This is a genomic window from Thermoanaerobaculia bacterium (assembly GCA_035717485.1).
Classification (GTDB): domain Bacteria; phylum Acidobacteriota; class Thermoanaerobaculia; order UBA5066; family DATFVB01; genus DATFVB01.
Genome location: DASTIQ010000321.1, coordinates 1 through 8,874 on the forward strand (window position 1 = coordinate 1; position 8,874 = coordinate 8,874).

Consider the following 8,874-nt stretch of genomic DNA (forward strand, 5'->3'; position numbering starts at 1 on the left):
GGAGCGCGGGGCGGATCGGCGCCGGCCGCCGGCGCCGCCGCGACCGCGCCCGCCGCCGCCAGAAGGAGAATCCGCGCGAGCCTAGAAGCCGAACACATAGACGATGTCTCCCGGCCCGGTGTAGTTCTTGATGTCCTTCATCGCGCCGACGACTCCGAGAGCGGCCTCGGGATCGTCGGTCGAGAGATCGGGGAAAGCGACCGCTCCCATCCATCCCCCGATCCCCGAATAGACAGCGACGTACTGCTTGCCGTCCGGCCCGAGATAGGTGATCGGATTGCCGACGATCCCCGATCCGACCTTGAACTTCCAGAGCTCGGTGCCGTTGCGCGCATCGACCGCCTTGAACCAGCCGTCCATCGTCCCGTAGAAGACGACGTCGCCGCCGGTCGCGAGGACGCCGCTGTAGACGGGGAACTTCGGCTCCTTGACGCTCCACGCCTTCTTCGCGCGCGCGACGTCCCAGGCGACGAGCTCGCCCTGGTAGCCGCCGGGTCCCGGATACATCTTCACGTTCGCGCCGAGATAGGGCGTCCCCGCGATGTAGTTCGCCTGCACGCCTTCGTAATCCATGCAGGTGTTGTGCGCGGGAATGTAGAGGAGTCCCGTTCGGGGAGAGAACGCGGAGGGGATGACGTCCTTGGCCCCGGTCGACGACGGGCAGATGTCGCGCGTCACGGTCCCCTCGTGGCTGCGCTTGGCGGGGTCCTCGATCGGCATCCCCGTTTTCAGGTCGTAGCCCTTCGCCCAGTTCGTCGGCTCGTAGCTCTCCGCGGAAAGGACCTCGCCGGTCACGCGGTCGAGAACGAAGACGAACCCGGTGCGCCCCGGATGGATGAGGAGCTTCCTCGTCCGGCCGCCGAACGGCATGTCGACGAGGATGTTTTCCATGATCTCGTCGTAGTCCCAGGCATCGTGCGCGACGACCTGGTAGGCCCAGCGGGCATGCCCGGTGTCGGCATCGCGCGCGATGATCGAGCAGGACCACTTGTTGTCTCCGGGGCGGAGATCCGGATTCCAGACGCCGGGATTGGCGCTCCCGTAGAAGATGAGGTTCGTCTCCGCGTCGTAGGAGATCCATCCCCACACCGTCGCGCCGCCCAGCTTCCACTGGTCCGGCGTCCACGTCTTGACGCCCAGGTCCGTGCCCTGATCCTTCCTGTAGAACGGCTTGAAATCTCCCCCGATCAGCACGTCCTTGTCCGGTCCGGTGTTGTACGCGCGCCAGACGATCTTCCCGGTCCTCACGTCGAGCGCCATGATGTCGCCGCGCACGCCGAGCTCGGCGCCGCTGTCGCCGACGATCACCTTGTCCTTGACGACGAGGGGCGCCATCGTGACGGTCTCGCCGATGTTGATGTTGCCGACCTCGGTTTTCCAGACCTCCTTCCCCGTCTCCGCGTCGACGGCGACGGTGTGGTCGTCGAGGGTGTTGAAGATCACCTTCCCGTCGGCGAACGAGGCGCCGCGGTTGACCGTGTCGCAGCACGCGATCCCGACCGACTTCGGATCGGGATTCGGCTCGTAGATCCACTTGAGCCCTCCGCCCGGCTTCGTGAGGTCGACCGCGATGAGGTTGTTCGGAAACGGCGTGACCACGTACATCGTGTCGTTGACGACGAGGGGCTGCCCCTCGTGGCCGTGCGGGATCCCCGTCGAGAGCGTCGTGAACACCTTCAGGTTCTTGACGTTCTGCGCGGTGATCTGCGCCAGAGGTGAGAAACGGGTGTTGGCGAGATCTCCGGCGGGAAGCGTCCAGTCCCCGTTCGGAACCGGCCCCAGAAGCCGGATTCCCGGAAGCATTCCGGGGATCGCGGACGGCGCCGCGGTTCGGGGCCGGGCCGCGGGCTTCGGAGCGGCGCCGGCGAGCCCCGGCGAGAGCGCCGCCGCCACCACGACGATGCGGCCGATCGAGCGAGTCATCCCCTTTCCTCCCGTCGTCGAGTCGATCCTTCCGTCGGCTCGGAGCCCTCCGCGCGGAGACGGTTCCCCGCGCTTTCCGGACGCTTGCCGATCCCCGCCTCGCCGTTCGCGGTAGCAAGAATCGTTCCCTCGCGACGTTCGTCAACTCCTTTGAGGTCAAACGATTCACCGGCGAGGTGCTCCGCAGAACCACGAACCGGCGACCGCGGCGAACTCATCCGTCGACCGCGATGCCCCAGGGTCCGCCCGGAGCCGGGATTTCGCGCACGACCTTCCGCGACGCGGTGTCGATGACGGAGATCGTGTCGGACAGGCTGTTGGCGACGTAAAGCGTCCGGCCGTCCCGGGAGAGCGCCAGCCACCAGGGCCGCGAGCCGACCGTCACTTCGCCGACCAGGCGTAGCGGGTCGGCCTGGACGATCGCGACCGAGTCGCCTCGTCCGGTCGCGATCCAGAGCAGCCCGTCGCGGAAAACGAGGCCGACGGGGTGGTCCCGGGGCGGGAGTTTCAGCCGGCCGAGCACGCGCTGACCCGCGACGTCGATCGCATCGATCGCTCCGCCGATCTCCGAGGTGACCCAGGCGCGGCGGTCGTCGGGAGAAAACAGCACCGCGCGCGGCCGCGCGCTGACGAAGAGATTGTTCACGACCCGTTTCTGCCGCGCGTCGATCACCGTGACGGTGTTGCTCGTCTCGGCGGTGACGTACACCCATCGCCCGTCCGCGCTCGCCCGGACGCCCTCCGGCTCGGTTCCGGTCACGAGCGATTTCGCCGTTCCTTTCGCCAGGTCGACGATCGAAGCGGTCCCGGCGTCCTCGTTGGACACCGCGACCTCGCGGCCGTCCGGCAGGAGCGCGAGTCCTTCCGGATCCGTGCCCGCGCCATACCGCCGCTCGACGCGGAGGTTCGCGGCGTCGAGAGCGACGACCGCGTCGGGGACATCCGACGGCTGCTCGCGAAAGTGGCTCACGGCGACGAACACCCGCCGTCCATCGGCCGACAGGGAGATCCCGCGGGTCCGCGCGCCGACTTTCGAGGAACCGAGGATCCGGCCGGTCGCGGCGTCGATCTTGAAGACGGTGCCCGCGCGCTCTCCCGTCACGAAGAGCGTCTCCGCGCGGGCGACCGGCGCCGCGGCCGCCAGCAGCACCGCCGTCGAGCGGACGAGGACCGCGGCGCGCGAGCTCTTCACGTCCGGCGCTCATGCAACGCCCGTTCCGGCCGCCCGGCTTCCGAGTCGCGCACGAGAAGCGCACGGCCGATCGAACGGTCGATCGCCGTCGAAATTTGTCAGTGGCGGCGTCGGCGCGGTGACACCCGAGGTCGCCCGTTCTCCGGCAAGTGTTCTTCGCTGAGGGACTTGGCGCTGGCCGGATATTTGCGACTCCGACGATCTCGAGAAGCCGGGAACGGGGTGTCGAAAGGAGCGGCGAAGAGATGACCCACAAGTTCATTCGCTGGAATTGTCCGAACTGCGAAACGCACAACATCCTGCCGGTCGCACCGGAGGCGGAGCCGCCGGCGCTGCGCTGCGCCTACTGCGAGTTTCTCTACGATCCGCTCGACGACACGCATCCGCGAGCGGAAGGGTGGGCCGAAGAGAAGACGGAAGCCGCGCCGCTGCCGCCGCCACGCGCGCACTGGCGCGAGACTCCGAGCTAGTCGCTCGCCTCGACGGACGCGACCGACGATCCGGGGCCCCGGAGCGGTCGAGGTTCTACCGGAGCCGCGAAGGACACATCGCGGAAAGTCTCCGCGAAGTAACCGAGCGGAGGAGGTCCGCGATGCGGGAGGCCGCGCGGTTCCAAGGGAGCGTGGCGCGCGGCCGACGTGATTGGTGGAGCTGAACGGGATCGCCTCTCGTCGCTTCGCTCCCAAGAGGCGATGGATCGAGCTGAATCAGGGTTCGATCCCTCGCTCTCGATCACACCGTAGCGTCGTCAAACGCGAAGCATTCGGCAGGGCAAAGGCGGATGGTGGAGCTGAACGGGATCGAACCGTCGACCTCCTGAGTGCGATTCAGGCGCTCTCCCAAACTGAGCTACAGCCCCACGAAGGGCCGCAAAGATAGCACGGACGGGAAAGGCCTTCAACCTTCGGCGGCCGGCCCGCGGGCCGGCCGCCGCGACATGACCTCCGACCGCGCGGGATCGTCTTCGGTCGTCTCCCCCGTTCGGGCGAGCCGCTCCGAATACAGCGCGTCGATCCAGGCATGCAGGCTCCAGAAGTGCTCGTTGTGCGGGGAGCTCGCCGGAGAATCCATTCGCGCGTCCCGGAGCGCCGGATGCGCGGCGCCGAAGCGGTGCTCCTCGTAGAGCGCGATCTTCGCGTGAGCGATGTTGTGGAGCCCGCGGTAGGGATCACCGCTCACCAGGGTCGACTCGAGGAAGTTTCCGAGATCGTCGACGCTGCCCGATCGGACGATCTCGGACGCCCGAAGCAGCGCGCCGGGAAGGAACCCCGGATGGGACCACGCGAAGATGTCGGCGAGCCAGGCGGGAAAATGTTCCCACCGGTCGAGCGCGAACCCGGACCTCGTCTCCCCCGCCGCGACTTCGAGGAACCGGCGGAGCATTTGGCGGTGGTACGCGAGAAACTGTTCGCCGCTCCCGGGCTCGTCGAGCGCGCGCAGCCCGGGAAAATCGGTCCCGGGACCGCGGAGGGAGGAGCTTCCCGGCAGGCGCGCGGCATGCCACCGCTCGTGGGAAGCGAACAGCGGCTTCACCGCGCGATAGAGCGGTTCGGGAAGCCTCATCTCTTTCTTCATCGCGGAGCTCCGCCGATGGGGACACTCCTCCGCTGGGGGCGCCGCGCGTCCCGTGGCCGGCCTCGGGAGCCGAGGGGGACCGGAGACCTAAATCGCTGCCGGCGAGTGCCTTACTGAATCGACGAGAACGTGGTGCACGTCGGCGGCGGAAGAATGTGCCCGGATGCGTCGGTCGCGTCGAAGAGGCGGAAACCGTGGAAGAACCCGAGGAAACCCTGCCACACCCGAATCCACGTCGTGCCCCGATGGGCCACCGCCAACGGTCGCGCGCCGACAGGCGCGGCCAGAGAGGCCGCGAGGAGAAAAACGACGATCCGAAGCTTGATCATGGGTCCTCCTTCGTTCTCTCCCATCGTCGGGAGGCACAAAAGGGGACACGCGGCCTCCCGTCGGGGAGTCGCCGCGACGATGCGGCCGAGCGGTGAAAGGGTCCGGGGCTAGGCGGCCGACCAGCGCAGGTCCTCGCCGGCTTCGAGCCGGCGAAGGAAATCGCGGACGCGGCCGACGCGGGCGAGATCGACTTCCTTTTCCGCCTCGGCGAGGTACGCGACCGCCTGGCCCGCCTCCCGCTGGAAGCCGAGCGCCTCGATGCGCGGCAGGAGCCCCCGGCAGATCTCCGCCGCCTCGACACCGCGGCCGAGCTTCAGGAGGAGCTCCGCGATGTTCAGCTCGTGCTGGATCTCCTCCCACGGGATCGAGAGCGCCCGATAGTCGGCGCGCAGCGCGACCCTCATCGCGAACGCCTCCTCGAGGCGATTCTCCCGCTCGGCAATGTCGGCGAGGCCCGTGCGGACGCGGAACAGCATCGATTCCTGCCCCGTGCTCTTGAGGAGCGCCGACGCCCGGACGTACACGCGCCGCGCTTCGTCGAGCTGTCCGGAACGGGCGAGGTCGTAGCCGTAGTTCGTCAGGAGACTCGCATGCAAGGCGCGGTCGTCCCCGAGACGCGTGTCCTCCAGGATCCGGCGATAGAGCTCGACCGCCTCTTCCGGCTTCCCGAGATCGGAGACGAGGACGGCCTCGACCTGTCGGCACCGGAAGATCCGGTCGCGGTCCTCGAGCAGCTCGTAGAGGGCGCGGGCGGCGCGGATCTCGACGAGCGCCTCGGCGGGGCGGCTCGAGCTGTAGAGAGCCCTCGAACGCACGTCATGCCAGAAACCGAGCTCGATTTCCGGAACGGGGAGCTCGGAGAGGGGTTCGCGCGCCGAATCGAGGATCTCGAGCGCTCCGGTCACGTCTCCCTCGACCAGACGGACGTACGCGAAGGAGGAGTGGAGCGCCGCTACCGTCCCGGAGTCCGGGCCGGGAAGGCGCTCCGCGAACGCGAGGGCGCTCCGGAGGATCCGGCCGGCGAAGGCCGGATCCTCGCGCAGGAGTTCCCGGGCGACGGCGGCCGCCTCCTCGAGCAGGTCGGAATTCCACGCGAACGCCGCGGATCCCCCGCCGTCCTCCTCGAACGCGGACAGGATCGCTTCGCGCCGGGCGTCCACGCCGGAGAGAGTCCGGTCGGCGCGGGACGCGGCGAGATCGGCGACGCGGTCCGCGGCCGCCAGGTCGGCGGACGGCTCCGCCGCGGCCACGAGATGCATCGCGGCGGGGATCGCGCGCGAAAGCCGCTCCATCGATTGGACGACCGTGCGGCAGTGCGCGCAGCCCGACAGATGCGCCTCCAGCTCCGCCTTCGCGCCGGGATCGATCTCTCCCTGGACGAAGTCGAGCCAGTCGATCTCTTCGTAATGCGGACGCGGGGTGGCGTTCATGCGGCGACTCCCAGGCTGCGGCGCAGTCGGCCGAGGCAGCGGCTGATCATCCTCTTCAACGTTTCGCGCTTGTATCCCATTCGCTCCGCGAGATCGGCCGTCCGCTGGTTCTGCCAGAACCGCCGCGCGAGGACGTGCCGGCAGTTGTCGGAGAGCGACGGCCAGGTGCGGGCGAGCCTCGCCCCGTCCGCGGCGGCTTCGGCTCCCGGCAGATCCCGATCCTCGACGCACGGGGACTCGTCGTCCCTCAGCTCGTCGATGGCGACCTCCCGCCGGCTCCGGTACCGCGACCTCCAGAAATCGAGGCATCGTCTCCGGGTGATCACGATCATGAGGCCCGCCGTCGCGAGCGCACCGCGGCGCGCGTGAACGAGGAAGTCGACCGCCGCCTGCTGGAGCACGTCGTCGACGTCCTGCGCCGGAATCTTGAACGCGCGCTCCGCGATCTTTCGCGCGTCCGGAAGGACGGCGCGCAGGACCTGTTCGTCGGACGAAACACCGCCCCGATCGACCTCGTCGGGGAATGCGCCCGCCGCGGCGGATGCCGGAATGGACATGTTGCGTCGCATTATAAGTCGGCCGGGCGCCGTCCGGTATGCTGCGGCCATGGGGGTTTCCGTCGTTTTCGATGCGGTCTCGAAGAGCTACCCGGGCGCCGGTGAGACGCCCGCGCTCGACCGGGTGTCGCTCGAGGTGCGCGCGGGCGAGTTCGTCGCGATCACCGGCCCGTCGGGATGCGGAAAGTCGACGCTGCTCCACCTCGCGGGGGGCATCGACGTCGCCTCCGGAGGGCGCATTCTCGTCGGGACGCGCGATCTGACGTCCCTCCCGGAAGAGGCGCTGACGCTCTTCCGGCGGCGGGAGGTCGGAACGGTCTTCCAGTTCTTCAACCTGATTCCGGCCTTGTCCGTCCGGGAGAACGTGGAGCTGCCGCTCGCGCTCGACTCCCGTCCCGGCGCGGAGGACCGGGCCCGGGCGCTGCTGGCCCGCGTCGGTCTCGCCGATAAGGAGAACGCCTTTCCGTACGAGCTGTCGGGCGGGCAGATGCAGCGAGTCGCCCTCGCCCGCGCTCTCTCCGCGGGCCCGGAACTCCTCCTCGCCGACGAGCCGACCGGCAACCTCGACTCCGTCTCCGGCGGCGCGGTGCTCGGTCTCCTGGCGGAGCTGCAGGCGGAAGAGGGAGTCACCGTGCTGATGGCGACGCACTCGTCCGAGGCGGCCGGACGCGCCGGCCGCGTCGTCGCTCTCCGCGACGGCCGGATCGCGTGAAGCTCCTCTTCGCGGGGCTCGTTCTCCGGCCGGCGAGAACGCACCCGTTGCGCGTTCTGCTCTCGATCGCCGGCGTGGCGATCGGCGTCGGAGCGGTCTGCGCGATCCATCGGGGGAACCGGAGCGTCACCGATTCCTTTCGAAGCGGCGTCGAAGCGATCTCCGGCGCCTCGCGACTGACGGTCGAGGGGGTCGATGGCGTGCCGGAAAGCGCTGCCGCGACGCTCCGCTGGATCTGGGAAACGGGCGCCTTCGCGCCGGTCGTCGACCGGTTCGCGGTCTGCGGCGACGGAAGCGACGAACCGGTGGAGGTGCTCGGCATCGACGTCACCGCGGAGGAGCCCGTCCGCCGGTACCGGCTCGTCTCCCCCGATGCCGGGGGGAATCTTCGGGCGCTCTTCACCGCCGTTGCCGTCCTCGCGCCCGACGCGTTCGCGCGGCGCCATCGCCTCGCCGTCGGAAGCGCTCTTCCTCTCCTCGCGCACGGCCGGCGGCAGGTCGTCCGGATCGCCGGGATCCTCGAGCCGCTCGGACCCGCGCGGGCATCGGGCGGACAGGTCCTCGTGACCGGCCTTCGCCACGCGCAGAAGATCTTCGGGATGGACGGGCGCGTCGACCGCCTCGACGTGGTCTTCCCGGAAGAGGTCCGCGCGGATGCGATCGCCCGGCGGATCGCCGCGTCGCTTCCCCCCGGCGTCTCGGTGGGGCGCCCGGCGGCGCGCGCCGATGCGGCCGACAAGATGCTCCGCGCCTACCGTTTCAACCTCGCGGCGCTGGGCTCGATCGCGCTCCTCGTCGGCGCCTTCCTGATCTACAACACGCTCTCGATGTCGGTGCTCCGGCGGTGGCCCGAAATCGGCGCGGCGCGCGCCCTCGGCGCCTCCCGGAAGATGATCTTCGCCTGTTTCCTCGCCGAGGGCGCGGTTCTCGGCGGCATCGGCACGGCGGCGGGTCTCGCCCTGGGCTGGGCGCTCTCTCGGGCCCTCCTGCCCGCGGTCACCGCGACCGTCGTCAACGTGTACCGGGCGACGGCGACTCTCTCCCTGTCGGGCTCGATCGAGCCGTTCGCGACGGCGGCGGCGGTCGGGCTCGTCTCGTCGGTCGCCGCGGCGATCGTCCCGGCGCGGGAAGCGGCGGGAATCGCTCCGGCGGCGA

General features: G+C 69.5%; 9 protein-coding genes and 1 tRNA gene. 3 read left to right on the forward strand and 7 right to left on the reverse strand.

Translation table 11 applies throughout. The annotated features are described in order from the left end of the window. Window positions 1-81: 81 nt before the first annotated feature. Both VFS34_16900 and VFS34_16905 read right to left on the reverse strand, forming a co-directional pair. Entirely contained in the window at window positions 82-1,923 is a 1,842-nt protein-coding gene (locus tag VFS34_16900) for a PQQ-dependent dehydrogenase, methanol/ethanol family (protein HET9796130.1), read from the reverse strand. Between the two features lie 214 nt (window positions 1,924-2,137). Then, on the reverse strand, window positions 2,138-3,115 hold the full coding sequence (locus tag VFS34_16905) for a hypothetical protein (GenBank protein HET9796131.1): 978 nt from the start codon (window positions 3,113-3,115) through the stop codon (window positions 2,138-2,140). Between the two features lie 245 nt (window positions 3,116-3,360). Here VFS34_16905 and VFS34_16910 point away from each other — a divergent pair, with 245 nt between their 5' ends. Next, window positions 3,361-3,585 (forward strand): hypothetical protein, encoded by a 225-nt coding sequence (locus tag VFS34_16910; GenBank protein ID HET9796132.1) that lies wholly within the window; start codon window positions 3,361-3,363, stop codon window positions 3,583-3,585. 312 nt (window positions 3,586-3,897) lie between these two features. Here the strand turns inward: VFS34_16910 and VFS34_16915 are convergent. From VFS34_16915 to VFS34_16935, 5 genes are all read right to left on the reverse strand, one after another. Further along, window positions 3,898-3,974 (reverse strand) — tRNA-Ala (locus tag VFS34_16915). A 38-nt stretch (window positions 3,975-4,012) separates the two neighbouring features. Further along, the gene (locus tag VFS34_16920; protein HET9796133.1) at window positions 4,013-4,690 is read right to left on the reverse strand and encodes a hypothetical protein; all 678 of its coding nucleotides are present in this window, start codon (window positions 4,688-4,690) and stop codon (window positions 4,013-4,015) included. Window positions 4,691-4,800: 110 nt separating this feature from the next. Beyond that, window positions 4,801-5,019, reverse strand: a complete 219-nt coding sequence (locus VFS34_16925) for a hypothetical protein (protein HET9796134.1) — start codon at window positions 5,017-5,019, stop codon at window positions 4,801-4,803. A gap of 108 nt (window positions 5,020-5,127) precedes the next feature. After that, complete coding sequence (locus VFS34_16930) at window positions 5,128-6,450, reverse strand: zf-HC2 domain-containing protein (protein ID HET9796135.1); 1,323 nt, start codon at window positions 6,448-6,450, stop codon at window positions 5,128-5,130. After that, window positions 6,447-7,007 (reverse strand): sigma-70 family RNA polymerase sigma factor, encoded by a 561-nt coding sequence (locus VFS34_16935; GenBank protein ID HET9796136.1) that lies wholly within the window; start codon window positions 7,005-7,007, stop codon window positions 6,447-6,449. The genes VFS34_16930 and VFS34_16935 overlap by 4 nt, the downstream gene beginning before the upstream one ends. A gap of 49 nt (window positions 7,008-7,056) precedes the next feature. Here VFS34_16935 and VFS34_16940 point away from each other — a divergent pair, with 49 nt between their 5' ends. Together VFS34_16940 and VFS34_16945 are read left to right on the forward strand one after the other, a co-directional pair. Next, window positions 7,057-7,719 carry an ABC transporter ATP-binding protein gene (locus VFS34_16940; GenBank protein ID HET9796137.1) on the forward strand — a complete coding sequence of 221 codons (663 nt, stop codon included), beginning with the start codon at window positions 7,057-7,059 and terminating at the stop codon, window positions 7,717-7,719. Beyond that, a partial coding sequence (locus tag VFS34_16945) for an FtsX-like permease family protein (GenBank protein ID HET9796138.1) occupies window positions 7,716-8,874 on the forward strand: 1,159 nt, incomplete at its 3' end. The genes VFS34_16940 and VFS34_16945, both read left to right, overlap by 4 nt.